The sequence below is a fragment of the Pseudomonas sp. H3_E07 genome, assembly GCF_054668895.1.
This window is the reverse complement of sequence record NZ_CP162795.1, coordinates 172,204-196,719: the sequence shown is the minus strand read 5'-3', so window position 1 is coordinate 196,719 and position 24,516 is coordinate 172,204. Positions and strand designations below refer to the sequence as shown.

Annotated in this window: 21 protein-coding genes and 2 riboswitches; of the genes, 15 read left to right on the top strand and 6 right to left on the bottom strand. The window is 62.1% G+C overall.

The genetic code is table 11. The annotated features are described in order from the left end of the window. Nucleotides 1-122 precede the first annotated feature (122 nt). The gene (locus AB4O08_RS00850) at nt 123-2,414 is read left to right on the top strand and encodes a fatty acid cis/trans isomerase (protein ID WP_010210888.1); all 2,292 of its coding nucleotides are present in this window, start codon (nt 123-125) and stop codon (nt 2,412-2,414) included. 519 nt (nt 2,415-2,933) lie between these two features. Continuing rightward, nucleotides 2,934-3,518: a Fe-S biogenesis protein NfuA gene (gene nfuA, locus AB4O08_RS00845; RefSeq protein WP_003173594.1), complete on the top strand. Its 585-nt coding sequence runs from the start codon at nt 2,934-2,936 to the stop codon at nt 3,516-3,518. Between the two features lie 65 nt (nt 3,519-3,583). On the opposite strand, the gene cobM is transcribed toward nfuA, so the two are convergent. The 4 genes from cobM to AB4O08_RS00825 form a co-directional block, all read right to left on the bottom strand. Further along, on the bottom strand, nt 3,584-4,330 hold the full coding sequence (gene cobM / locus AB4O08_RS00840; RefSeq protein WP_010210885.1) for a precorrin-4 C(11)-methyltransferase: 747 nt from the start codon (nt 4,328-4,330) through the stop codon (nt 3,584-3,586). Between the two features lie 69 nt (nt 4,331-4,399). Further along, nucleotides 4,400-4,792, bottom strand: a complete 393-nt coding sequence (locus tag AB4O08_RS00835) for a cobalamin biosynthesis protein (protein ID WP_044287046.1) — start codon at nt 4,790-4,792, stop codon at nt 4,400-4,402. Further along, the gene (locus AB4O08_RS00830; RefSeq protein ID WP_010210883.1) at nt 4,789-5,493 is read right to left on the bottom strand and encodes a CbtA family protein; all 705 of its coding nucleotides are present in this window, start codon (nt 5,491-5,493) and stop codon (nt 4,789-4,791) included. Before AB4O08_RS00830 ends, AB4O08_RS00835 begins: the two co-directional genes overlap by 4 nt. An 11-nt stretch (nt 5,494-5,504) precedes the next feature. Continuing rightward, nucleotides 5,505-5,693, bottom strand: a complete 189-nt coding sequence (locus AB4O08_RS00825; protein WP_010210882.1) for a CbtB domain-containing protein — start codon at nt 5,691-5,693, stop codon at nt 5,505-5,507. Nucleotides 5,694-5,789: 96 nt separating this feature from the next. Beyond that, nucleotides 5,790-5,994, bottom strand: a riboswitch (cobalamin riboswitch). A gap of 478 nt (nt 5,995-6,472) precedes the next feature. Beyond that, a riboswitch (cobalamin riboswitch) is annotated at nt 6,473-6,672 on the top strand. Nucleotides 6,673-6,765: 93 nt separating this feature from the next. Here AB4O08_RS00825 and cobW point away from each other — a divergent pair. Genes cobW through AB4O08_RS00805 form a run of 4 tightly spaced genes read left to right on the top strand, consistent with a single transcriptional unit; the run spans nt 6,766 to nt 13,308 of the window. Next, on the top strand, nt 6,766-7,833 hold the full coding sequence (gene cobW, locus AB4O08_RS00820; RefSeq protein WP_021491686.1) for a cobalamin biosynthesis protein CobW: 1,068 nt from the start codon (nt 6,766-6,768) through the stop codon (nt 7,831-7,833). Between the two features lie 3 nt (nt 7,834-7,836). Then, nucleotides 7,837-11,598: a cobaltochelatase subunit CobN gene (gene cobN, locus AB4O08_RS00815; protein ID WP_460114643.1), complete on the top strand. Its 3,762-nt coding sequence runs from the start codon at nt 7,837-7,839 to the stop codon at nt 11,596-11,598. 55 nt (nt 11,599-11,653) lie between these two features. Continuing rightward, nucleotides 11,654-12,652, top strand: coding sequence for an ATP-binding protein (locus AB4O08_RS00810; RefSeq protein WP_047543147.1), 999 nt, complete (start codon nt 11,654-11,656; stop codon nt 12,650-12,652). A 53-nt stretch (nt 12,653-12,705) separates the two neighbouring features. Continuing rightward, nucleotides 12,706-13,308 (top strand): vWA domain-containing protein, encoded by a 603-nt coding sequence (locus tag AB4O08_RS00805; RefSeq protein WP_460114882.1) that lies wholly within the window; start codon nt 12,706-12,708, stop codon nt 13,306-13,308. 114 nt (nt 13,309-13,422) lie between these two features. On the opposite strand, the gene AB4O08_RS00800 is transcribed toward AB4O08_RS00805, so the two are convergent. Next, nucleotides 13,423-14,370 (bottom strand): DUF1853 family protein, encoded by a 948-nt coding sequence (locus tag AB4O08_RS00800; RefSeq protein WP_198831564.1) that lies wholly within the window; start codon nt 14,368-14,370, stop codon nt 13,423-13,425. A 144-nt stretch (nt 14,371-14,514) separates the two neighbouring features. Here AB4O08_RS00800 and AB4O08_RS00795 point away from each other — a divergent pair, with 144 nt between their 5' ends. Genes AB4O08_RS00795 through pepN form a run of 6 tightly spaced genes read left to right on the top strand, consistent with a single transcriptional unit; the run spans nt 14,515 to nt 21,015 of the window. Then, complete coding sequence (locus tag AB4O08_RS00795) at nt 14,515-15,405, top strand: NAD(+) kinase (protein ID WP_010210870.1); 891 nt, start codon at nt 14,515-14,517, stop codon at nt 15,403-15,405. Beyond that, nucleotides 15,402-16,376, top strand: a complete 975-nt coding sequence (locus tag AB4O08_RS00790) for a metallophosphoesterase (RefSeq protein WP_412177538.1) — start codon at nt 15,402-15,404, stop codon at nt 16,374-16,376. The genes AB4O08_RS00795 and AB4O08_RS00790 overlap by 4 nt, the downstream gene beginning before the upstream one ends. After that, on the top strand, nt 16,373-17,242 hold the full coding sequence (locus AB4O08_RS00785) for a rhomboid family intramembrane serine protease (protein WP_010210867.1): 870 nt from the start codon (nt 16,373-16,375) through the stop codon (nt 17,240-17,242). The genes AB4O08_RS00790 and AB4O08_RS00785 overlap by 4 nt, the downstream gene beginning before the upstream one ends. Nucleotides 17,243-17,256: 14 nt before the next feature. Continuing rightward, a complete protein-coding gene (locus tag AB4O08_RS00780; RefSeq protein ID WP_010210866.1) occupies nt 17,257-17,517 on the top strand; it encodes a YeaC family protein in 261 nt (86 codons plus the stop codon). Next, nucleotides 17,514-18,344 carry a DUF2797 domain-containing protein gene (locus AB4O08_RS00775; protein WP_021491804.1) on the top strand — a complete coding sequence of 277 codons (831 nt, stop codon included), beginning with the start codon at nt 17,514-17,516 and terminating at the stop codon, nt 18,342-18,344. Before AB4O08_RS00780 ends, AB4O08_RS00775 begins: the two co-directional genes overlap by 4 nt. Before the next feature lie 13 nt (nt 18,345-18,357). Further along, nucleotides 18,358-21,015: an aminopeptidase N gene (gene pepN, locus AB4O08_RS00770; protein WP_460114641.1), complete on the top strand. Its 2,658-nt coding sequence runs from the start codon at nt 18,358-18,360 to the stop codon at nt 21,013-21,015. A 52-nt stretch (nt 21,016-21,067) separates the two neighbouring features. Here pepN and AB4O08_RS00765 read toward each other — a convergent pair whose 3' ends face one another. Then, a complete protein-coding gene (locus AB4O08_RS00765; protein WP_460114640.1) occupies nt 21,068-22,114 on the bottom strand; it encodes an aldo/keto reductase in 1,047 nt (348 codons plus the stop codon). 159 nt (nt 22,115-22,273) lie between these two features. Between AB4O08_RS00765 and AB4O08_RS00760 the strand changes: the two genes are divergently transcribed. Genes AB4O08_RS00760 through zapE form a run of 3 tightly spaced genes read left to right on the top strand, consistent with a single transcriptional unit; the run spans nt 22,274 to nt 24,497 of the window. Beyond that, entirely contained in the window at nt 22,274-22,990 is a 717-nt protein-coding gene (locus AB4O08_RS00760; protein ID WP_045792232.1) for a helix-turn-helix transcriptional regulator, read from the top strand. A 52-nt stretch (nt 22,991-23,042) separates the two neighbouring features. Continuing rightward, nucleotides 23,043-23,378: a nuclear transport factor 2 family protein gene (locus AB4O08_RS00755; RefSeq protein WP_010210857.1), complete on the top strand. Its 336-nt coding sequence runs from the start codon at nt 23,043-23,045 to the stop codon at nt 23,376-23,378. Between the two features lie 15 nt (nt 23,379-23,393). Further along, nucleotides 23,394-24,497, top strand: a complete 1,104-nt coding sequence (gene zapE, locus AB4O08_RS00750; RefSeq protein WP_460114639.1) for a cell division protein ZapE — start codon at nt 23,394-23,396, stop codon at nt 24,495-24,497. The last annotated feature ends 19 nt before the right edge of the window (nt 24,498-24,516 follow it).

Sequence of the window (24,516 nt, the reverse complement as noted above, 5' to 3'; positions counted from 1 at the left end):
AACCTGTGCCGATTTAGAGCATGCGCAGTTTTTGCATGAATATCGTTCATGTTGCTGGGGAGTATGGCCCGGTAGAATCACCGGCAAATTTTCAGCGCACGCATTGAACCGGGACCCGATACATGTCACTTCGCCTCATCACCAGCGCCGTCCTGGCGCTGGTCGCTTGCATCGCACAGGCTGACGGACCCGCCCCGGCGATTTCGTACACTCGCGACATTCAACCAATCTTTACCGAAAAGTGCGTGGCCTGCCACGCCTGCTACGACTCCGCCTGCCAGCTCAACCTGGGCAGTGGCGAGGGCGCGGCCCGGGGTGCAAACAAAGTGCCGGTCTATGATGGCGAGCGCAGCCAGGCGACCCCGACCACACGGCTGTTCTATGACGCCTTTGGCAAGCAGGCCTGGCAGCAAAAGGGCTTTTACTCGGTGCTGGACGCCCAGGGCAGCCAGGCGGCCTTGATGGCACGCATGCTGGAGCTGGGCCATAACGCACCGCTGCAACCCAACGCCAAGTTGCCTCAAGATATCGTACTGGGCCTGAACCGTGAAAACATGTGCGCCATGCCCGGCGAGTTCAATGCCTACGCCGGTGCCCATCCCAAGGAAGGCATGCCGCTGGCGGTCACCGGCCTGACGGACCAGCAATACCAGACCCTGCAACGCTGGCTCGCGTCCGGCGCTCCTATCGATGAACAAGGCCTGGCGCCCAGCGCCAAGGAAGCCCTGCAGGTGCAGCAGTGGGAAAACCTGTTCAACCAGCCGGGTGCGCGGGAGAGCCTGGTGGCGCGCTGGTTGTTCGAACATCTGTTTCTCGCGCACATCTACTTCGAAAACGGCGAACCGGGGCATTTCTTCCAGTGGGTGCGTTCGCGTACGCCCAGCGGCCAGCCGATCGATCTGATCGCCACCCGTCGCCCCAATGATGATCCAGGCACCCGTGTGTATTACCGCCTGTGGCCGGTGCAGGGTGTGATTGTGCATAAAACCCACATCGCGTACCCGTTCAGTGCCCAGAAGATGGCGCGGATCAAAGAACTGTTCTACGCCGGCAACTGGCAGGTCAACGCCTTGCCGGGCTATGGCCCAGGCCGTCGCGCCAACCCCTTCGAAACCTTCGAAGCCATCCCGGCCAAGGCGCGTTACCAGTTCATGCTGGACAACGCCGAATACTTCGTACGCACCTTTATCCGTGGGCCGGTGTGCCGTGGGCAGATTGCCACGGACGTGATCCGTGACAACTTCTGGACCCTGTTCCAAGACCCGGACCACGACCTGTACATCACCGATGCGCGCTATCGCGGCCAGGCCACGCCGTTGCTGGCGATGCCGGGGCAGAACGATGACGTCGGCAGCGTGCTCAGCCTGTGGCTGGCGTACCGCGACAAACGTAATGAATACGAGGCCCTGCGCCGCGACAGCTATGCTGACTTGCCGCCGCCAAGCTGGTCGACCCTGTGGGCGGGCAATGACAATGCCTTGCTGAGCATCTTCCGCCACTTCGACAGCGCTTCGGTGACCAAAGGCCTGATTGGCGAGGTGCCGCAAACCCTGTGGCTGTTCGACTACCCGCTGCTGGAGCGCACCTATTATCAGTTGGCGGTGAACTTCGATGTGTTCGGCAACGTGTCGCACCAGGCCCAGACCCGGTTGTATTTCGACCTGATTCGCAACGGTGCCGAGCAGAACTTCCTGCGCCTGATGCCGGCCGATTCCCGCGAGGGCTTCTTGGATGACTGGTACCAGAACAGCGGCAAGCTCAAGCTATGGCTGGACTATGAAGCCATTGATGACGATAAACCCACTGGCCTGCACCTGAATGAAAACGATCCGAAGCGCGACTTTGCCAACCAGTTGCTCACGCGTTATGGCGATTTGAATGCGAGCCCGGATCCGATCAACCGCTGCACGGGCGCCTATTGCTCGCGTGACGGCGTGGACCCAGCCATTCAGGATGCGGAGCAGGCGCTGAGCCGCCTGACTTCACGCCCGGCCGCCGGGCTCAAGGTCATCGACCAACTGCCTGAAGCGACGATGCTGCGTGTCGAGACCGCCAGCGGTAAGCGTGTGCTCTACAGCATGCTGCGCAATCGTGCCCACAGTAACGTGGCGTTTCTGCTGGGTGAGGCTTATCGCTATCAGCCGGGCTTGGACACGGTGACGATTTATCCTGGCGTGCTGAGCAGCTATCCGAACTTTATGTTCAATATCCCTGCCCAGGAAGTGCCGGAGTTTGTGGCTGAAATGGAGCGGGCCAAGGATGCCAAGCGTTTCGAGAAGATTGTGGACCGCTGGGGTGTGCGGCGCAGTCATCCGTTGTTTTGGCAGTACTTCCATGATGTGTCGCAGTACATTCGGGAGACTACGCCGGTGGAAGAGGGGGTGTTGGATATGAATCGGTATCAGAACTTGTGAGATCTTTTCGGAGTACATATCCGTTGCTGCGGTAACGGCTGATATTGGTTCCGCCCTTACGGCGCCTTAGATAAAAAGCCAGAGCAAGCGCGACTCGCTTCGCATCGTGGATACGCTTTTCGTCCTCTGTAGGAGCCGGCTTGCCGGCGAAAAACGTGAGAACGCCGCGTTTTGTCTGGTTACCCGCGTCATCGTTAACCACCATCGCAGGCAAGCCAGCTCCTACAGGGACTGCGTTTGCCCTTGCCTTTGCTCTACACCACTCAGGCCGCCGTGCTCTTGCGGTCCCCCAAACCCCTGTCGGATTACGGGCACACCGAGTATTGGGGCAAGAGCCTTTTGGTTGCTTTTGGACTCTTTTCAAAAGTGACCCGCCGTAAGAGCGGAACCCATAGCAGCCATCACCCAAATAACGGATATGTACACCCCCCCAAAAAACCTATCCCGACAAAAACACTAGGACTTTGTACCTGCGTAATATTTTGGCGTAAACTGCTGGCAAGCCTGTGAGGAGTTTCCATGACTGCCATAACCATTACCGACGCCGCCCACGATTACCTGGCTGACCTGCTGTCCAAGCAGAACACCCCGGGTATCGGCATCCGCGTCTTCATCACCCAACCCGGCACCCAATACGCCGAGACTTGCATTGCCTACTGCAAGCCTGGGGAAGAGAAACCTGAAGACACCGCCCTGGGGCTGAAAAGCTTCACCGCGTACATCGATGCCTTCAGCGAAGCCTTCCTCGACGACGCCGTGGTCGACTACGCCACCGACCGCATGGGCGGCCAGTTGACCATCAAGGCGCCAAACGCCAAGGTGCCGAACGTCAACGCCGACAGCCCGGTGAACGAGCGCATCAATTACTACCTGCAGACCGAGATCAACCCAGGCCTGGCCAGCCACGGCGGCCAGGTCAGCCTGATCGACGTGGTCGAAGACGGCATTGCGGTGTTGAAATTCGGCGGCGGCTGCCAAGGCTGTGGCCAGGCGGACGTGACCCTGCGTGAAGGCATCGAGCGCACCTTGCTGGAGCGGATTCCAGAGCTCAAGGGCGTGCGTGACGTGACCGACCACACGCAGAAAGAAAACGCCTACTACTGAATAAGGCGTTCACTGCGAGCAGAAAAAACGGCGCCCCGTGAGCGCCGTTTTTTTATGCCTGGGTTTCAGGGGCGGTAAAGGTGAGCATGGCCCGCGCGATACAGCGACGACTCACTGAAGCTGTCACTTGCCAACACCCGGCCCACCACAATCAATGCCGTGCGCCGAAAGCCTTTGGCCGCCACCTTCTCGGTAATGTCACTCAACGTGCCCATCGCCCAATCCTGATCCGGCCAGGTTGCCCGGTGCACCACGGCAATCGGGCAATCCGCGCCGTAGTGCGGCAGCAGCTCAGCGACGATCTTCTCCAGGTGATTGACCCCCAGGTGAATCGCCATGGTGGTGCCATGCCGGGCCAGGCTGTCGAAATCCTCGCCGGCGGGCATGCGGGTTTTGTCGGCATAGCGGGTCAGGATCACGCTTTGGGCGATATCGGGCAGGGTCAGCTCGGTTTCCAGCAGGGCTGCGCAGGCGGCCACGGCGGTGACGCCGGGAATGATCTGGAAGGGAATGCCCAGCTCCCGCAGATGGCGGATCTGTTCGCCAATGGCGCCATACAGGCTCGGGTCACCGGAATGGACGCGGGCCACGTCCTGGCCGTTGTCGTGGGCGGTTTTGATCAGGTCAATGATCTGTTCCAGGTGCAATTCGGCGCTGTTGACCACCGTTAGCGCCGAATGGCCGTCCAATACCGCCGCCGGAACCAATGAGCCGGCATAGATGATTACCGGGCAACTGCGGATCAGCCGCTGGCCTTTGACGGTGATCAATTCCGGGTCGCCGGGGCCTGCGCCGATGAAGTAGACGGTCATGGTGGTTCCTGTCGAAAAACGGGCGAGCATGAATGTTGCTCATGATCGGGGGCGGCAATTATCGGGATTTTAGCCGGCGCAGGCTAATGCAAAGGTGGCTTGGGCGGTTTTTTTGCGAGTGATCAACAGGCGGGCAGGGCTGCCTGCAAGGTGCTCGGCGAGTGCCAGCGCGGCGCTTTCGGCGATGCCATAACAGCCGGTGTGGGCAAAAGCGATGTCGGATTTGTGGCTCAGGCGGTGTTCAAACGCCGCCAGTTGCTCGGCGCTGAAACACTGCAGTGGCAGGTTCAGCCTCTGGGCCAGAGCCAGTAACCCCGGTTCATTCTGTTTGCGATCGATACTGGCCAGCGCGCTAATGCGGTGACGCTCGATACCGCCCTCGGCGAGGGCCGAATCGAACAGCGCCAGCAAGGTGTGAAGATCGCAACCCTGCTGGAAACCCAGGCCGATCACCAGGGTCATGCCGAGTATTGGTCGTCACGGTTGCGGCGGAACAGCCACGCGCTGATCAGGCCCAGTGCGAGCCAGAAAGCGACGTTGGTCAACTGTGAAGCGATCTTGAATTGTGCTTCCAGGGCTTGCGGTGCCAGCATCGAATGCACTTCGGGCTGTGGCGCGCCGATCACGTGGGGGACGGCGAGGATCGCCACGCCCAGCACTTTCAACAGCCAGTTACGACCAAATACGATCAAAGCGATGCCGGCAGCCGTAGAAGCCGCAGTGCCGATCCACCAGGTCTGGCGCAGCGCCAGGTCCGCGGCGGCGGTGCCCGGCAGCTCAGGCGGCAGGCCCATCGTCGGTGCCAGCACGAAGGTTGCGTAACCGGCCAAGCCCCACAGCAGGCCTTGGGCGGTGCGGGTTGGCGCGCGCAGTGTGTAGAGACCGGCCAGCATCAGCGCAAAACCGACCGCGACCACCAGATTACCGCCTGTGGTGGAGAGCACGCGCTGCCAGCCGTCTTCCGGCTCCCAGGCTTCGGCATCGTGGGTGTGGGCGGCAGCGCCTTCGGTGTGTTCGTGGGCCACTTCGGTGGCGGCCGGGGCCTTTTCAAAGGTTTCCGCCTGCAGAATCAGCGGGGCGACCCAGAAGCTTTGCAGCAAGGTCAGCAACAGGGCGGCCAGCAGGCCGGTGAAACCTGCAGTTTGCGCGATACGCTTGATCATGTCGGCAGGTCTCAGTGGCACGGGAACGCAGCGCTGTGGCGGGTATCGTGGGCAGCGTTGTGCACGGCCTCGATGTGCGAGAAACCGGCAAAGTACACCAGGCACGCACCAAGGATCGACGCGCCGATGGCGGCGGTCAGGCGTTGGCTCAGGGTGGCGGTGCTGCTGGCGGAGTGCGAGGTGCTGCTGACGATCGACATGGCGCGTCCCTTTCAGGTGTCTGGGTGAAACGAGCGCATGGAAACCCCGCGAGCCAGGCACGCAGGGTTTGAACAGCGCCCGCCCACCGCGGGTTTGTTATCTGAATTTTTCGGGCCGGTCTCCGGGCTTGCGAGGGGCAATGTGCCTAATAAGCATCGCCTTCCCATGCCGTCGAGGCACAGTGGATCTGACGCTTCACTCGCTTACCGTTGCGGGGGCAGCACCGGACTGGTCATATCGCTATGACGCACCGGTTTCCCGTTTCACCCTGTGAAGGGCACCCGAAACAAGATGTGTAGGAGAGCATGGGGGTGGGAGGGGAGTCAATTGGGGTGTGTACATATCCCTTGTTGCGATGATGGCTGAAATGGGTTCCGCTCCTACAGCGAACCGCCTTTGCTCTACACCACTCAAGCCGGCTGTCAGGCCGCTGTGCTTTTGCTTTTGATCTTGATCTTGATCCTAAGCGCCCCGTCAAACACGCTGGCCGGAATTCGACAGGGATTTGGGGGGTAAACCGGCAGGGATGCCGGTTTAGCCGCCCCGCGCCATGGATGGCGCGTGGCGGTGGCCCCCCAAATCCCTGTCGGATTACGGGCACACCGAGCGTGAGCGAGGTGCCGAGTGTTGGGGCAAGAGCCCTTTGGTTACTTTGGGGCTCTTTTCCAAAGTGACCCGCCGTAAGGGCGGAACCCATAGCAGCCATCACCGCAGAAACGGATATGTACACTAACCCAACCAATCCAACCCCATCATTGACCATCCCCCAAGCACTGCGTAGCCTTACACCCTTCGAGGTTCTTCGGCCCAGGCCGAAGCTAAGAAGGGAACGCGGTCCAAGCCGCGGCTGCCCCCGCAACTGTAAAGGGTTCAGCTGACTGCCACGCCACTGCCGACAAGGCGGGAAGGCGCAGCCAGCGCCGGTCGCAAGACCCGCAAGCCCCAAGCCAGGAGACCTGCCTCGCAACCGATTTTCTACTTCAACCGGGCGGGGTGATCCGGTGACGAAATCCGCTGCTGCGCGCCGTCGCAGGGCCTATCGTCCCGTATGCCCGCCCCCAAGGGCATCCGATGAAAACACTGGCCAAACTCCCCGTCACCATCGTCACCGGCTTCCTCGGCTCGGGCAAGACTACCTTGCTGCGCCACATGCTCGACAACGCCCAGGGCCGTCGCATCGCCGTGATCGTCAACGAATTCGGCGAACTGGGCATCGACGGTGAAATCCTCAAGCAGTGCTCCATCGGCTGCACCGAAGAAGAAGCCAACGGCCGCGTCTACGAGTTGGCCAATGGCTGCCTGTGCTGCACCGTGCAGGAAGAGTTCTTTCCAGTGATGCGCGAGTTGGTGGCCCGTCGCGGCGACCTCGACCATATCCTCATCGAAACCTCCGGCCTGGCCCTGCCAAAACCGTTGGTACAAGCCTTTCAGTGGCCGGAAATCCGCAGCGCCTGCACCGTCGACGCTGTGATCACCGTGGTCGACAGTCCGGCCGTGGCCGCCGGCACCTTCGCCGCTTTCCCGGACCAGGTGGATGCCCAGCGCAAGCTCGACCCGAACCTGGACCACGAGTCGCCGCTGCATGAGCTGTTCGCCGACCAACTGGCCAGCGCCGACCTGGTGATCCTCAACAAGAGCGACCTGATCAGCCCTGAAGACCTGGCCCGTGTGCGCCTGGAAGTCGCGGAAGAACTGCCGCCCGCGGTGAAGATCATTGAAGCCAGCAGCGGTCGTTTGCCGTTGGACGTGCTGATCGGCCTGGGTGCCGGCTCCGAAGAGCATATCGACGGTCGCCACAGTCATCACGACCATCACCATGACGGTGAAGACGATCATGACCATGATCACGACGCCTTCGACTCCATCTCCATCGACCTGCCGCAGGCCGATGAAGCGCTGCTGCTCGACGCCCTGACCCAGTTGGTGGTGCAACACGGCATCCTGCGCGTCAAAGGCTTCGCTGCGATTCCGAACAAGCCGATGCGCCTGCTGATCCAAGGGGTGGGTACGCGTTTCGACAAGCACTTCGACCGTGCCTGGGGCCCGGACGAAGCACGCATCACACGCTTGGTGCTGATCGGTCAGGACCTCGACGCGGCGGGCCTTGAAGCGCAACTGCGCGCAGCCCTCAGCGTTTAACCCATGCACCTGCTCAGGACCCAGCCCGGTGGTTTCGTCTCGGACGACAATATTGCCGACCTCGGACAAACCCCCGCTGATCTGGTGATCCTGTGCAGCGGCGATTCCAGCCTGGCGCTGCTGGCCGAAGCGGCCCAGCAGTTGCCGGACGATTACCCCAGCTTTCGCTTGGCCAACCCGATGCAGGTGCAGAACCATGCCTCGGTCGACCTGTATGTCGATGAGGTGCTGCGCCACGCCAAGGTCATCCTGATTTCCCTGCATGGTGGCATCGGTTATTGGCGTTACGGCATTGAGCGTCTGGTGGAATTGGCCGAGCGTGGCGTTCAACTGATTCTGGTGCCGGGGGATGATCGCCCGGACCCTGAGCTCAGCGGACTAAGTACCGTCGGCGCCGAAGAGCGTGATCGCCTCTGGCACTTCCTGCGCCAGGGCGGCCTGGGCAATGCCCTGGATTTCTATCGCTGCCTGGCCAGCACTTACCTGGGCCGTGATTACGCCTGGGCCGAGCCGCAAACCTTGCCGCGCACGGCGATTTATCACCCGCACCGTGCCAGCGCCCGGCTGAATGATTGGCAGGCCGACTGGAATGCCGAGTGGCCGGTGGCGGCGGTGTTGTTCTATCGCTCGCATTTGCAGGCAGCCAATACCGGTTTTATCGATGTGTTCTGCCAGCGCTTGCAGGCGGCGGGTCTCAACCCGTTGCCGATGGCGGTGGCCAGTTTGAAAGAACCCGGCTGCCTGGCGGTGGTCGAGGACCTGCTGGACGAGGTCGGCGCGGCGGTGATTCTCAACACCACCGGCTTCGCCCAGTCCAGCCCGGAAGCGCCGCACTTGCGGCCGTTTCGCCGCAATATCCCGGTGATCCAGGCGATCTGCGCCCAGGACAACCAGCCCGGCTGGGAAGCGAGCGACCAAGGTCTTGGCCCCCGCGACCTGGCGATGCACATTGCCTTGCCGGAGCTGGACGGGCGGATCATCAGCCGGCCGATCAGCTTCAAGGACCTGGCCTGGCGCAGTGAGCGCAGCCAGTCGGATGTGGTGTGCTACCGCGCCGCGCCGGAGCGCATGGATTTTGTTGCTGAGCTGGCGCGGCGCTGGGTCGAGTTGGCGCGAGTGCCGAATGGCGACAAGCGCATCGCGCTGATCCTCGCCAATTACCCGACCCGCGATGGTCGTATCGGCAATGGTGTCGGCCTGGATACGCCGGCGGCGGCGTTGAATATCCTGCGTGCCCTGCAGGCCGAAGGCTACCCGGTGCCGGATGCACTGCCGGAAAGCGGCACGGCACTGATCCACGCTTTGCTCGGCGGCGTTACCAATGACCTCGACAGCCTCGACCTGCGCCCCTGCCACCAAAGCCTGGGCCTGGAGGACTACGAGGCGATGTTCAGCCGCTTGCCCGCGGCCAATCGCCAGGCGGTGCTGGAGCGCTGGGGCACGCCTCATCACGACCCGATGTTCCGCGATGGCCGCATGATGGTCGCCGGCCTGCGCCTGGGCCTGACGTTCGTCGGTATTCAGCCGGCGCGGGGTTATCAGGTGGACGCCAGCGCCGTTTACCACGACCCGGACCTGGTGCCGCCCCACGGTTACCTGGCGTTCTACTTCTGGTTGCGCCACACCTACGGTGCCCACGGCGTGATCCATGTAGGCAAACATGGCAACCTTGAATGGTTGCCGGGCAAGGGCGTCGGCTTGTCGGAAAACTGCTGGCCCGATGCGCTGCTGGGGCCGCTGCCGAATATCTACCCGTTTATCGTCAACGATCCGGGCGAGGGCGCCCAGGCCAAGCGACGCACCCAGGCGGTGATCATCGATCACTTGATGCCGCCCCTGACCCGTGCCGAAACCTACGGCCCCCTGCGTAACCTTGAGCTGCTGGCGGACGAGTACTACGAAGCGCAACTGCTGGATCCGCGTCGCGCCCTGGAGTTGCAGAAAGACATCCTCAAGCTGGTGCGCGAAACCCGCATCGACCAGGAACTTGAGCTGGAGAGCGACGCCGACGCCGCCGTCTGGCTGCCGCGCCTGGACACGTACCTGTGCGACTTGAAAGAGTCGCAGATCCGCGATGGCCTGCACATCTTTGGCGAGTCGCCGGCAGGTCGCCTGCGTATCGATACTTTGCTGGCCTTGCTGCGCATCCCGCGTGGCGATGGCCGTGGTCCGCAATCGAGTCTGCTGCGTGTGTTGGCCAAGGCCTTTGACTTGGGCTTTGATCCGCTGGATTGCGCTTTGGCCGAGCCCTGGACCGGGCGCCGTCCCCAGGTCTTGCAGAAGATCGATGCGCAGTTGTGGCGCACCGCCGGCGATACCCGCGAGCGCCTGGAGCTGTATGCCGCGCGGCTGATCGAACAGGCGCTGGAGGGGCCGCTTGAACAGCTGGAAGAGCCCGGTTGGGAGGATGTGAAGGCCGTTATCGAAAGCCTGCGCATCGTGGTGGCGCCGCGTCTGGACGCTTGTGGCCCGGCGGAAATGTGTGGCTTGCTGGATGCCCTCAGTGGCCGTTTTGTGCCTGCCGGCCCAAGTGGCGCGCCGAGCCGCGGACGTTTGGATGTGCTGCCGACGGGTCGCAATTTTTTCACCGTCGACGTGCGCAACCTGCCCACTACCACGGCCTGGCGCATCGGCTTTCAATCCGCCAACCTGATTCTCGAGCGACATTTGCAAGACCACGGCGACCACCTGCGCCAACTCGGCCTGTCGGTATGGGGCACTGCCACCATGCGCACCGGCGGCGACGACATCGCCCAGGCCATGGCGCTGATGGGCGTGCGCCCGGTGTGGGCGACCGGCAGCCAACGGGTGGATGATTTTGAAATACTGCCGATCAGCCTGCTGGACCGCCCGCGTGTCGACGTGACCCTGCGTGTGTCCGGGTTCTTCCGCGATGCCTTCGCCAACCTGATCCGCCTGTTCGACGCCGCGGTGCAGGCAGTGGCGGCGCTGGATGAACCGGACGATATGAACCCGCTGGCCGCCAAGGTGCGCAGCGAGCGTGAGGCGTTGCTCACGTCTGGCCTGGACGCAGAAGCTGCGGCGAAACAAGCCGGTTGGCGCATTTTCGGCGCCAAGCCGGGCGCCTATGGTGCGGGCGTGCAGGGCGCGGTCGACGGTCGCCTGTGGCAAAGCCGTGAGGACTTGGCCGAGGTTTACCTCAACTGGGGCGGCTACGCCTATGGAGGTTCCGATGAAGGCGCCGCCGCCCGTGCGCAATTCGCTCAGCGCTTGAGCCAGGTGCAGGCGGTGCTGCAGAACCAGGACAATCGTGAGCACGACCTGCTGGATTCCAACGACTACTACCAATTCCAGGGCGGCATGCTCGCTGCCGTGGAAACCCTCAGCGGTGACAAGGCCGCCAGCTATCATGGTGACCACAGCCAACCGGACCTGCCGAAGATCCGCACTCTGAAGGAAGAGCTGAACCGGGTGATCCGTTCCCGCGCCGCCAACCCCAAGTGGATCGAAGGCGTGAAGCGCCATGGCTATAAAGGTGCATTCGAGATGGCGGCGACCGTGGACAACCTGTTCGCCTTCGACGCCACCACGGCACTGATTGACGATCACCAATACGCACTGTTGGCCGACGCCTACCTGCTCGACCCCGACACCCGCGCCTTTGTGCAACAGCACAACCCCGATGCACTGCGCGACATGACCGAGCGCATGCTCGAAGCCCAGCAGCGGGGCATGTGGCAGGAGCCGGGGGCGTATCGCGAAGCGTTGGAAAACCTGTTGCTGGATATAGAAGAGGACGGCTAAAGGCGGGCTCGTTGTGGTGAGCAGGCTTGTGTCGCAGAATTTGAAGAGGGATCGCATGACTGATATTCCCCATTTCCCGCTGTCCGCCGTAGTCGGCGCCGATGACCTGAAACTGGCGCTGTGCCTGACTGCCATCGACCCGAAGATCGGCGGTGTGCTGATCGAAGGTCCGCGCGGCATGGCCAAGTCGACCTTGGCGCGCGGTTTGGCGGACCTGTTGGCCAGTGGTCAGTTCGTGACGTTGCCTTTGGGCGCCACCGAAGAGCGCCTTGTGGGCACGCTGGACCTGGACGCCGCGTTGGGCGAGGGGCGGGCGCAGTTCTCACCCGGGGTCTTGGCGAAGGCCGATGGCGGCGTATTGTACGTCGATGAGGTCAACCTGCTGCCCGACCACTTGGTGGATGTGCTGCTGGACGTGGCCGCCAGCGGCACCAACCTGATCGAGCGCGATGGTATTTCCCATCGCCATTCGGCGCGCTTCGTGCTGATCGGCACCATGAATCCGGAGGAAGGTGAGTTGCGACCGCAACTGCTCGACCGTTTCGGTTTCAACGTGGCGTTGAGTGGGCAGACCTTGCCGGTCGAGCGTGGGCAGATCATTCGTCGTCGCCTGGATTTCGACAGCGACCCGGCGGCGTTCTGCGCACAATGGGATGAGTCGCAGGCAGCCTTGCGAGAGCGCTGCACTCAGGCGCGGGCGCGGCTGGATGCCATCGCGCTGGACGATGAGACGCTGGCTCGGATCACCGAACGGTGCTTCGCTGCGGGCGTCGACGGGTTGCGTGCGGACCTGGTCTGGTTGCGCGGCGCTCGGGCCCATGCCGCCTGGCGGGGTGCCCATGCTATCGGCGAGGAAGATATTGAAGCTGTGGCGGAGTTTGCCTTGCGCCATCGCCGCCAAGAGCAGGCCACTCCATCGAGCCCACCGAGTGAAGGGCAATCGCCCAAGTCCTCCGACGCTTCCCCAGGCCAAGGCCAATGGGGTGACATGCCCGCACCGGCCTTGCCCACGGGCGCACGCCGGGAAATCCCCACCTGGCCAAAAAAGCCCTAGGCATTCGCCCCCGACCTGACGCGGGGGCGGATGCCCGCCCCAACGCGGGGCAACTGGACAGAGGCAGGCACGGCAAGGCGCGCAGCGCGAAACAGGGCTCGATCAATTGGCCGGGCACCTTGCTCGGTGGGCGCCCGCGAACCCGTGAGGATCTGCTTTATCACCTGCGCAGTCGTTCGGCCCCCGCGTTGTGGCTGGTGATTGTCGATGCGTCGGCGTCCACCCGGCGACATCACGCGCTTTCCGACGCCAAGGGCGTGTTGGCGCAGTTGTTTGATGATGCCTACCGCCAGCGGGCACGGATGGCGTTGTTGACGGCCAGCGGGCATTCGCCCAACTGGCAGGTCCAGGGATTGAAGGCGGCGAAGGGCTTGGCGGGTTGGCTGGACCAGTTGGGCGCGGGCGGCGGCACGCCATTACTCGCGGCGCTTGTAGAGGCCAGGCATTGGCTGGCACTGCGGCGTGCGCGTTACCCGGCTGAGCAACGGCGGTTGCTGGTGATCACTGACGGACGACTCAAGGATATCGCCGGGTTACCGTTGCTGGAGTGCCCTGGCGTGCTGGTGGATATCGAGCGTGGGCCGATCAGGTTGGGTCGGGCTCAAGAGTTGGCGGCTGGGTTGCAGCTGGATTATCGGCATATCGATGACTTGTAGCGCCTGGACGATCGCTTTCGCAGGCAAGCCAGCTCCCACATTTGATCGGCGGTGCAGTCAAAGTGTGGCCGCTGGCTTGCCTGCGATAAGGCCCTCCAATACACCAAAAATCCTTCAGCCAGCCCCCGGCACATTCGGCCAAAGGTCCGCCACCAGAAACAGCCGCTCAGCTTCCTCCCAATCCTCACCCACCTGCACCAGCCGCACCAGCAACTGCGCCGGGGCCATGGGGTCCAGGTCGGCCAGCCAGCCTTGCATCTGCGCCTCGCTCCACACCTGATCCGCCGGGTAATGCGCCGGCGCCAGCCACGCATGCCGGGGCAGGGGTTGCCAGCGGCCCGGCTGGCTGAGGCTGACAAACGCTTGCCAATCGCGCTGATGCAACCAGCGCCCACGCAGGTGCTGCGGATGGGCGCCGACGGGGGCTTGAGCCTGGCCGGGCCAGGGGTAGAGGAGATAACCGCCCAGCCACAAATGCGCATCGAATTGCTGTATATCCAGCGCCGCCAACGCCTCGCGGCTTTCCGCACGCGCTGATATCGGCAGTTGATGCTGGGCCAGATGAGCCAGTTTGCGGTCCAACCGATCATGGCAACCTGGCCCCAGCCATTGCGCCGTGTCCTGGCCGTTGCCATCCTGTGGCCCAAGATAAAGTTTGATCGCCAGCTCCAGGTGATGCACCCCATCGCGGTCGCGCAGCACCATGTCCAATTCGCCGAGGGTATGCCCGGCACGCCGGATCGGCAGGTTGGCGGCCAGCAATTCCACGCCCGGCGCATGCTGCACCGCGAACTGCCACAGGCGTTCGTAATAGAGGCCCAGGCGCCGCGTGCGTGACAGGCTGAGCCATTGCTGCAAGGCGCCGCTGTCCTGATCAAGTTGGCGCAGCCAGCGTTCCAGTTGATGCGGTGCCTGCACCCAATCGCTGCCGGCCAGCGGGTGGCGTTGCGGCCACGGCGTGTGCGCGAGCATCGGCGGGGCGAGCATCACCCACGCCAGGTCGCGCACTTCGGGGTGGCGCAGCTGTCGGGGCAGGGTGTGCAGATCCGGGAACACAGTCATGGTCCGAGCATAGCCGTTTAAAGGTTGCATGGGTGGCTGAGAACTATTGTCATCAAGGCTTCATGGCGACAAAGGATTTTGCCTGGGGCGGCCTTTCGCCCATAATCCTTCTTTTTGCCACACCCCACATCCCGCAGGAGCCCCATGGAGCAATTTCGCAATATCGGCATTATCGGTCGCCTGGGCAGTACCCAGGTGTTGGACACCGTCCGCCGGCTGAAAAAATTCCTGCTGGAACGCCATCTGCATGTGATCCTCGAAGACACCATCGCTGAAATCCTCCCCGGCCACGGCCTGCAGACTTCATCGCGCAAGATGCTCGGCGAAGTCTGTGACATGGTGATTGTGGTCGGTGGCGATGGCAGCCTGCTGGGTGCGGCCAGGGCCTTGGCTCGGCATAACGTGCCGGTGCTGGGGATCAACCGTGGCAGCCTGGGGTTCCTCACCGATATCCGCCCCGATGACCTGGAAGTCGAAGTGGCCAAGGTGCTCGACGGCCATTACCTGGTGGAAAACCGCTTCCTGCTGCAAGCTGAAGTGCGTCGCCACGGCGAAGCCATCGGCCAGGGCGATGCCTTGAATGACGTGGTGCTGCACCCCGGCAAGTCCACGCGGATGATCGAGTTCGAGCTCTATATAGACGGCCAGTTCGTGTGCAGCCAGAAGGCCGACGGCCTGATCGTTGCCACGCCTACCGGCTCCACGGCCTACGCGCTGTCGGCGGGCGGCCCGATCATGCATCCCAAGCTGGATGCCATTGTGATCGTGCCGATGTACCCCCATATGTTGTCGAGCAGGCCTATTGTGGTCGATGGCAACAGTGAGCTGAAAATCGTGGTGTCCAAAGACATGCAGATCTACCCCCAGGTGTCGTGTGACGGGCAGAACCATTTCACCTGCGCCCCCGGTGACACCATCACCGTGAGCAAGAAGGCACAGAAGTTGCGGTTGATCCACCCGCTGGACCACAACTACTACGAAGTGTGCCGCACCAAGCTGGGCTGGGGCAGCCGCTTGGGGGGTGGAGGCGACTGATGCTCGATCCCGCGCGTAGCTACGACCTGATTGGTGACGTGCACGGTTGCGCCCATACCCTTGAGCACCTGCTCGACCTGTTGGGCTACCACAAGCAGGGCGGCACCTGGCGTCACCCGTCGCGCATGGCGGTGTTCCTCGGCGATATCATCGACCGTGGCCCGCGCATCCGCGAGGCCTTGCACATCGTCCACGACATGGCCGAGGCCGGCCAGGCACTTTGCATCATGGGCAACCATGAGTTCAACGCCCTGGGCTGGACCACGCCCGCACCGCCAGGCAGTGGCAAACAGTTCGTGCGCGAGCACAACCCACGGCACGCGCGGTTGATCCACGAGACCCTGACCCAATTCGAACAGCACCCGGCCGACTGGCACGACTTCCTCGGCTGGTTCTACGACATGCCGCTGTTTGTCGATGCCGGACGCTTCCGCGTGGTGCACGCCTGCTGGGATAACGGCTTTATCGACCCGTTGCGCGCGACTTTTCCGGACGGATGCATCGACCAGCATTTCCTGCAGGCCGCCGCCGTACCGGGCAGTTTTGCCTGTAATGCGTTCGACCGCCTGCTGCGTGGCACCGACATGCGCCTGCCGGATGGCTTGACGCTGACCGGTGGCGATGGCCTGACGCGCTCATTCTTCCGCACCAAGTTCTGGGAAGACGACCCCAAGACCTACGGCGATATCGTGTTCCAGCCCGACGCCTTGCCGGAACCGGTGGCGCGTACGCCGTTGTCGTCCACCGAAAAGAATTCCCTGCTGCGCTACGGCGTCGACGAACCCTTGCTGTTCGTCGGCCATTACTGGCGCAGCGGCAAACCGGCGCCGATCCGACCGAACCTGGCCTGCCTGGACTACAGCGCAGTGCTGTATGGCAAGCTGGTGGCCTACCGTCTGGATCAGGAGACGTGGCTGGATCCGAATAAATTCGTATGGGTCGACGTTGAGCGGCCCGAGGTCATCAAATGAGTGCTGTGGCGGTATTACGCTTACCCTTGAGCGTCGACCTGGGCGGCTTTGTCCTGCTGCTGCAACGTATGCAAGTCCCCCATCGTGTCAGTGAAGAGGCGGGTGAGCAGGTGTTGTGGGTGCCCGAGAACATCAGCAACGACGTGCGCGTACTGTACCAACGCTTTCCTGCCGGTGACCCGGACCAGCAACTGGATATTCCCGAGCAGGCTCCGGTCAAGCGGCCCGGGTTCATTCAGCAACTGCGGCACAGCCCGTTGACCGCTTTGGTGCTGCTGGCAAGTATTATTGTTGGCGCCGTGACCTTGCTCGGTGAAAACCTGCAAGCCATGAGCTGGCTGACGTTCCTGCCATTTCGCATCGTCGGCGAGTACATCCAGTTCACGCCGCTGGCCGAAAGCCTGGCGGCGGGGCAGTGGTGGCGTCTGGTCACCCCGATGCTGATCCACTTCGGCATCCTGCACCTGGCCATGAACGGCATGTGGTACTGGGAACTGGGCCGGCGCATCGAAGCGCGCCAGGGCAGCATCAACTTGCTGGGCCTGACCCTGTTGTTCAGCCTGGTGTCCAACTACGCTCAATATGCTTATGGCGGCCCCGGCCTGTTCGGTGGGTTGTCCGGCGTGCTGTATGGCCTGCTCGGGCATTGCTGGATTTTTCAATTATTGTCGCCTAACCCGGCCTATCGCTTGCCCCGCGGGGTGCTGGTGATGATGCTGGTATGGCTGCTGCTCTGCCTGTCGGGGCTGGTCTCGATGATCGGTTTCGGCGAAATCGCCAACGCTGCCCATGTCGGCGGCCTGGTTATCGGTTGCCTGACGGGTTTGCTGGGTGGGCTATACAGCCGCCGCAAAGCGTCTATTTGATAAGGAAGAGCCTTATGTCCTCTTTTGCTGAAATGATCGAAAACATCACGCCGGACATCTACGAGAGCCTCAAGCTCGCCGTGGAGATCGGCAAATGGTCCGATGGCCGCAAGCTCTCTGCCGAACAGCGCGAACTGTCGTTGCAGGCCATGATCGCCTGGGAAATCCAGAACCTGCCGGAAGACCAGCGCACCGGCTACATGGGCCCGCAGGAATGTGCGTCCAAGTCCGCGCCGGTGCCGAACATCCTGTTCAAGTCGGATGCGATCCATTGATTGAAATTGGTCGCGGTGCAGTCAGCAAAATGTCGGCGCAACTCGGTGAGCCGACCGTTCAATATGCGTTTCGCCTAGGCGATGCCGAGGTACCGGTCAATCCATTGATCGGTACTCACGTGCGCCTGGAATACCTCGGTGCCATTCATTGCAGCCATTGCGGCCGCAAGACCAAGACCAGCTTCAGCCAGGGTTACTGCTACCCGTGCATGACCAAGCTGGCCCAGTGTGACCTGTGCATCATGAGCCCCGAGCGTTGCCATTACGATGCCGGCACCTGCCGTGATCCGGGCTGGGGCGAAAAATTCTGCATGACCGACCACGTGGTGTACCTGGCGAACTCGTCGGGGATCAAGGTTGGCATCACCCGCGCCACCCAGTTGCCGACGCGCTGGCTGGACCAGGGCGCAAGCCAGGCGCTGCCGATCATGCGCGTGGCGACGCGCCAGCAGTCCGGGTTCGTCGAAGACCTGTTCCGCAGTCAGGTGGCCGACAAAACCAACTGGCGCGCGCTGCTCAAGGGCGACGCCCAAGCGGTCGACCTCAAGCAGGTGCGCGATGAGCTGTTCGCTTCCTGCGCCGAAGGCTTGCTCGGTTTGCAGGAACGCTTTGGCCTGCAGGCCATCCAACCGGTGACCGACATCGAACCGATCGAAATCCGCTACCCGGTGGAGCAGTATCCGGCCAAGATCGTCAGCTTCAACCTGGACAAGAACCCGATTGCCGAAGGCACGCTGCTGGGGATCAAGGGCCAATACCTGATCTTCGACACCGGCGTTATCAATATTCGTAAGTACACGGCCTACCAGCTCGCCGTGCATCAGTAGAAGGATGCCACCCATGCGCACCGAACAACCGAAGATGATTTACCTGAAGGACTATCAGGCGCCGGACTACCTGATCGAAGAGACGCACCTGACCTTCGAGTTGTTCGAGGACCACAGCCTGGTCCACGCGCAGCTGCTGATGCGCCGCAACCCTGAGCGCGGCGCGGGGTTGCCGCCGTTGGTGCTGGATGGACAACAGCTGGAATTGTTGAGCGTGAACCTTGCCGATCAGGCACTCGGCCCAGATGACTACCAACTGACCGACAGCCACCTGACGGTCCAGCCGAAAAGTGCGAGTTTTACCCTGGACACCACGGTAAAAATCCACCCGGAAACGAACACCGCCCTGGAAGGCCTGTACAAGTCCGGCAGCATGTTCTGCACCCAGTGCGAGGCCGAAGGTTTCCGCAAGATCACTTACTACCTCGACCGCCCGGACGTGATGAGTACCTTCACCACCACGGTCATCGCCGAACAGCATCGCTACCCGATCCTGCTGTCCAACGGCAACCCGATCGCCAGCGGTCCTGGCGAAGACGGCCGCCACTGGGCAACCTGGGAAGACCCGTTCAAGAAGCCGGCGTACCTGTTTGCCCTGGTTGCAGGTGACCTGTGGTGTGTCGAAGATACGTTCACCACCATGACTGACCGTGTCGTAGCGCTGCGCATCTACGTCGAGCCGGAAAACATCGACAAGTGCCAGCACGCGATGACCAGCCTGAAGAAGTCCATGCGCTGGGACGAAGAAACCTATGGTCGCGAGTACGATCTCGACATCTTCATGATCGTGGCGGTGAACGACTTCAACATGGGCGCCATGGAAAACAAGGGCCTCAACATCTTCAACTCCAGTGCGGTGCTGGCCCGTGCCGAAACCGCTACCGACGCCGCGCACCAGCGGGTCGAGGCGATCGTCGCCCACGAATACTTCCACAACTGGTCGGGTAACCGCGTGACCTGCCGCGACTGGTTCCAGCTGTCGCTCAAGGAAGGCTTCACCGTGTTCCGTGATTCGGGCTTCTCCGCCGACATGAACTCGGCCACGGTCAAGCGCATCCAGGACGTGGCGTACTTGCGCACCCACCAGTTCGCCGAAGACGCCGGCCCGATGGCCCACGCGGTGCGGCCGGACAGCTTCATCGAAATCTCCAACTTCTATACCCTGACCGTGTATGAAAAAGGCTCCGAAGTGGTGGGCATGATCCACACCTTGCTCGGTGCCGAAGGCTTCCGCAAAGGCAGCGATCTGTACTTCGAACGCCATGATGGCCAGGCCGTGACCTGCGACGACTTCATCAAGGCCATGGAAGACGCCAACGGCGCCGACCTGACGCAGTTCAAGCGCTGGTACAGCCAGGCCGGCACGCCACGTCTGGCGGTGAGCGAGTCCTACGATGCGGTGGCCAAAACCTACAGCCTGACCTTCCGCCAGAGCTGCCCGGAAACCCCGGACAAGGCGGAAAAACTGCCGTTCGTGATCCCTGTGGAATTGGGCTTGCTGGACGCTAAGGGCAGCAGTATGGCCTTGCGCCTGGCCGGTGAAGCGACCGCTGGCGCTACGTCGCGCGTGATCTCGGTGACCGAGGCCGAGCAGACCTTCACGTTCGTTGATATCCCTGAGCAACCGTTGCCTTCGCTGCTGCGCGGGTTCTCTGCGCCGGTCAAGCTGAGTTTCCCGTACAACCGCGATCAACTGATGTTCCTGATGCAGCATGACAGCGACGGTTTCAACCGCTGGGATGCCGGCCAGCAGTTGTCGGTGCAGGTGTTGCAGGAACTGATTGCCCAGCATCAACAGGGCCAGGCGTTGCACATGGATCAGCGCTTGATCACCGCGCTGCGCAGCGTGTTGAGCGACGAAAGCCTGGACCAGGCGATGGTTGCGGAGATGCTGTCGCTGCCGGGTGAAGCCTACCTGACCGAAATCAGCGAGGTGGCGGATGTGGATGCCATCCACGCCGCCCGCGAGTTTGCGCGCAAGCAATTGGCGGATAACCTGCATGAAGCCCTGTGGCTGCGTTACCAGGCCAATCGCGAGCTGTCCAAGCAAACGCCGTACGTGGCGGCCGCCGAGCACTTCGCCCGTCGCGCATTGCAAAACATCGCGCTGTCGTACCTGATGCTCAGCGGCAAGCCGGAAGTGTTGGCGGCGACTCTCGAGCAGTTCGACACCAGCGACAACATGACCGAGCGCCTGACCGCGCTGGCGGTGCTGGTGAATTCGCCGTTCGAAGCGGAGAAGGCCCAGGCCCTGGCGGTGTTTGCCGAGAACTTCAAGGACAACCCGTTGGTCATGGACCAGTGGTTCAGCGTGCAGGCCGGCAGCACCTTGCCGGGCGGGCTGGCGCGCGTGAAGGCGTTGATGGAACACCCGGCGTTCAACATCAAGAACCCCAACAAGGTGCGCGCCTTGATGGGGGCCTTTGCCGGGCAGAACCTGATCAACTTCCACGCGGCGGACGGTTCGGGTTATCGCTTCCTGGCGGACCTGGTGATCGAGTTGAATGGTTTCAATCCGCAGATCGCTTCGCGGCAGTTGGCGCCGTTGACCCGCTGGCGCAAATACGACAGCGCACGCCAGGCGCTGATGAGGGCAGAGCTGGAGCGCATTCGGTCGTCTGGTGAGCTGTCGAGCGATGTGTTCGAAGTGGTCAGCAAGAGCCTGGCTTAAGCTGGAGCGATGAATAAAAAACGGCCTGTTCGACAGGCCGTTTTTTTTCGCCTCAGATAACCGGCGGGCGAGGGGAGTCCAGGCCGATATCGATGGGGAAACGCTCGGCGATGATGCCGTGCGGTACACCCAGTGGTATGGCGCTGGCGTGGTCGAGGCGGGTGACGTGCTCGGCCGACAATTGCACATTCAACGCGCCCAAGGTGCTGTCCAGTTGAGCGCGAGTGCGCGAACCCAGGATCGGGATCAGTGCGGTGGTGGAGCGGCGCGCCTTTTCCCGTAGCCAGCCGATGGCAACGTGGGTCGGGGAGGCTTCAACTTCGGCGGCGACCGCCAGCAGGGTATCCAGCACGGCGGTTTCACGGGCGCTGTGTTCGGCGTGCACCAGGATCCCAAGTTTGTTGGCGCGGTTGTCGTCCTGGGTGTTGCGGTACTTGCCTGTCAGGAAGCCACCGCCGAGGGGCGACCACAGTGTGGCAGCCAGGCCCAGGGCTTCGGCCATCGGCAGCAATTCGCGGTCGGCGGTGCGCTCGACCAGACTGTATTCCACCTGGATGCCGATGATCGGCGCGAAGTTGCGCACTTCGGCCAGCAGGTCGGCGCGGGCAATACGCCAGGCGGGAAAGTTGGAAAGGCCGGCGTAGTGGATCTTGCCGGCGCGGACCAGGTCGTCGAGGCCGCGCAGGATCTCTTCCATGGGCGTGACGTTGTCGCTCATGTGCGCCCAGAGCAGGTCGATCCGGTCGGTGTTCAGGCGTTTGAGGCTGTCTTCCACCGAGCGAACCAGGTTCTTGCGATTGTTGCCCAGCCTGATCGTGCCTTCATCCGATGGCTGGGAGCGCAAGGTGTACTTGGTGGCCACCACCAGGTTGTCACGCTCGGTGGCAATAAACTCACCCAGCAGTTTTTCGGCCTGGCCGAACTGGTAGCCGTTGGCGGTATCGAGAAAGTTGCCGCCGGCCTCAAGGTAGCCGTCGAAGATTTGTTTGGCTTCATCGCGTTCGGCGCCATGGCCCCAGCCCGTACCGAAATTAGCGGTGCCCAAGGCCAGTTCAGACACCTGCAGACCGCTGCGGCGGCCAAAGACTTTACTGCGCATAGAAGGACTCCTGAGGCTGTGATGGTTAATACATGTTTATCAACATGTATTAAATATGATGCTGGTAATGTATTCGGTCAAGAGGCTTTTTCACTGCTGACGTTTTCTGACAGGGGGCTCTGCTAAGCTGCATCACTTTTTTTCTCGGCAGGCATTCCCGTGTCGCGCACCACTCGTCTACTGACTTTGCTCCAGGCCTTGCGGGGCAAGAAACGCCCGGTGACTGCTGCCGTGCTGGCGGCGCAGCTAGAGGTGTCCGAGCGTACGCTTTACCGCGACATTGCCGAATTGACTGCATTGGGCGCGCCGATTTTCGGCGAGGCGGGGGTTGGATATGTGTTGCGAAGCGGCCTGTTTCTGCCGCCTTTGATGCTGAACGCCGAGGAAACCGAGGCTATCGTGCTCGGCTTGCGTTACGTGGATCAGCGCGGTGATGACGTGCTCAGCCGCGCCGCCGCCAATGCTTTGGCGAAAATCGCCGACGTGCTCGACCCGGCCGCTCAGGAAGCCTTGCGCAACCCAACGGTATTGCCCGGCCCGCCAGGGTTCGGTTATCCGGAAAACCGCGTACCCCTCAACGTGTTTCGCGAAGCCATTCGCAGCCAGGCCAAATTGCAGATCGATTACGCAGACGCCAGCCAGACCCAGAGCCAACGTCTGATTTGGCCCCTGGCCTTAGGGTTCTTGAACGAAGTGCGGGTGATCGTCGCCTGGTGTGAATTGCGTGGCGCGTATCGCACCTTCCGCACCGACCGCGTGGCGAGTGCCCAAGCCCATGGCGAGCGTTATCCGGGGCGGCGCAGTGATTGGCTACGGGCCTGGCGCAAGCTGATGGAACAGAATGAGGACGGGCCGTTTACTCCTGACAAAAACTGACACAACCCTGGCTTAGCATGGCGTCACCAATCACCTACAAAGGAGCTGTGCCATGTCTATTCCCGAGTTGGCGCCGGCCATCATGGCCTACCTCGAGGCGGCCAACAGCCGTGACACCTCGGCTGTCGCCGATTGTTTTGCCGACGACGCCAATGTGTTCGATGAGGGGCAGCATCAAGTCGGCACCGTTGCCATCGCGCGCTGGATGGAAGACACCGCGCGCCGTTACCAGCCGCGGGTCGAAGTGCTCAAGGTGCAACACCGAACGGGCAAGGTGCTGGTCAGTAATGTGGTGTCTGGCAATTTTCCCGGAAGCCCGTTGGAGCTGCGCTACACCTTTCGATTGAACGAGCAGGGTAAGATTTCGCGACTGGATATTTCCCTGTAGGTCATACTGGCGGGCATGACTTTCGACTCGCCCCGCGCTGCCTACCAATACGCCATTGCTCAACCGGGCTTCGTTGCCGACGACGCTCAGCGTCGAGCGGTCGACGCGCTGCAAGCCTGCCATGAAGCCCTACATCGGGGGCGTGCGCCAATCATCGGCGTCTACCTGTGGGGGCCAGTGGGGCGTGGCAAGACCTGGCTGATGGACCAGTTCTACCAGAGCCTGCGGGTGCCTGCGCGGCGCCAGCACTTTCATCACTTCATGGCGTGGGTGCATCAACGGCTGTTCCAACTGACAGGCACCCATGACCCCTTGCAGGCCCTGGCGCGCGAGCTGAGCCAGGAGGTGCGCGTGCTGTGCTTCGATGAGCTGTTCGTCAATGACATCGGTGACGCGATCATCCTGGGACGCTTGTTTCAGGTGATGTTCGAGGAAGGCGTGGTGATGGTCTGCACGTCGAATCAACCGCCTGGGCAGTTGTACGCCGATGGCTTCAACCGGGAGCGTTTTTTGCCGGGCATTGCGGCAATAGAACAGCATATGCAGGTGGTGGCCGTGGACGGCGAAAAGGACCACCGCTTGGACCCGGGCGTGGCGTTTCAGCGCTATTGGGTCAATCAACCCGACGCGCTGGCCGGTGTATTCAAGCAATTGGCGCAAGGGCAGGCGGTGCAGAGTGGGCCGGTGACTGTCGGTCATCGCTCGATCATCGCGCAGCAGTCCAGCGACACAGTGCTCTGGTGCAATTACGCGGACCTGTGCGAGCAACCCCTCGCGGCGATGGATTTCATGTTGCTGTGCGATCGCTTCAAGGCGATCCTGTTGGGTGAAGTGCCCAACCTCAGTGCGCAAAAACGCCCCGGCCGGATCGCCCGAGGTACCGAAGATGGCGCACAGCGCGTGGAGGCGGGTGATCGCGAGTTGCCGCAATTGTCGGTGCACGATGACAGTGTGCGTCGTTTCATCGCCCTGGTGGACGAGTGCTACGACCGCAAGGTGCCATTGTTCATCGAGGCGCGGGTACCTCTGGAGTGTCTTTATACCGAGGGTTACCTGGAGTTTGCGTTCCGTCGGACATTGAGCCGCCTGCGGGAAATGCAGTTGCTGCGTTTCGCCTGAGGGCGTGTGAAAAAACACA